General features: G+C 59.5%; 1 protein-coding gene and 1 pseudogene. Both read right to left on the bottom strand.

Translation table 11 applies throughout. The features are described 5' to 3' along the window. A pseudogene (locus AC1DWI_RS25440) lies at nt 1-86 on the bottom strand (hydroxypyruvate isomerase); the annotation flags it as partial. A 39-nt stretch (nt 87-125) separates the two neighbouring features. Further along, nucleotides 126-693: thiamine pyrophosphate-dependent enzyme (locus AC1DWI_RS25435; RefSeq protein ID WP_477726223.1), on the bottom strand; the 568-nt coding region annotated here is incomplete at its 5' end.

Raw genomic sequence — 693 nt, 5'->3', positions numbered from 1 at the left:
AAGCCGGCCTTCGCAGCCGGTTCAAAGCGGTCGAGGAACGCATGCTCGGTATAGAGCATGCTGAGATTGGCGGAAAATTTAGGCATGATTTCTTTGCTGGTGGGGCGTTGGCCGTTGCTAGGGGCTTACTCAAGCAAGCCGGCCAGTTCCAGGCCTTCACGGCCCTTGGGGTGGCGGCAGTCGATGTCTTCGAACTCGTTGACCTTGTCGATCTCCGTGCCCATGGCGATATTGGTGACCTTTTCGAGGATGACTTCCACAACCACCGGCACCCGGTATTTGCGTGCCATCACCTGCGCCTCGACCATGGCGTCATTGATCTTTTCAGGATCGGTCACGCGCAATGACTTGCAGCCCAGGCCTTGCACCACAGCCTGGTGATCCACGCCGTAACTGCGCAGATCACCTTCGCCTGCCGGTACGTTCTGGTTTTCGAAAGCAAGCTGTACGCAGTAGTCCATCTCAAAACCTCGCTGGGCCTGGCGGATCAGGCCCAGATAGCTGTTGTTGACCAGCACCTGCACATAAGGCAGGTTGAACTGCGCACCCACGGCCAGCTCTTCCATCAGGAACTGAAAGTCGTAGTCGCCGGACAGCCCGACAACGGTACGTGTCGGGTCGGCGGCCACTACACCGAGGGCCGCGGGGATGGTCCAACCCAGCGGCCCCGCCTGGCCGCAGTTGATCCACTGA

The organism is Polaromonas sp. P3_C2, from assembly GCF_056402675.1.
Note: the sequence above shows the minus strand (reverse complement) of the source record. Positions and strands in the feature narration are given on the sequence as shown.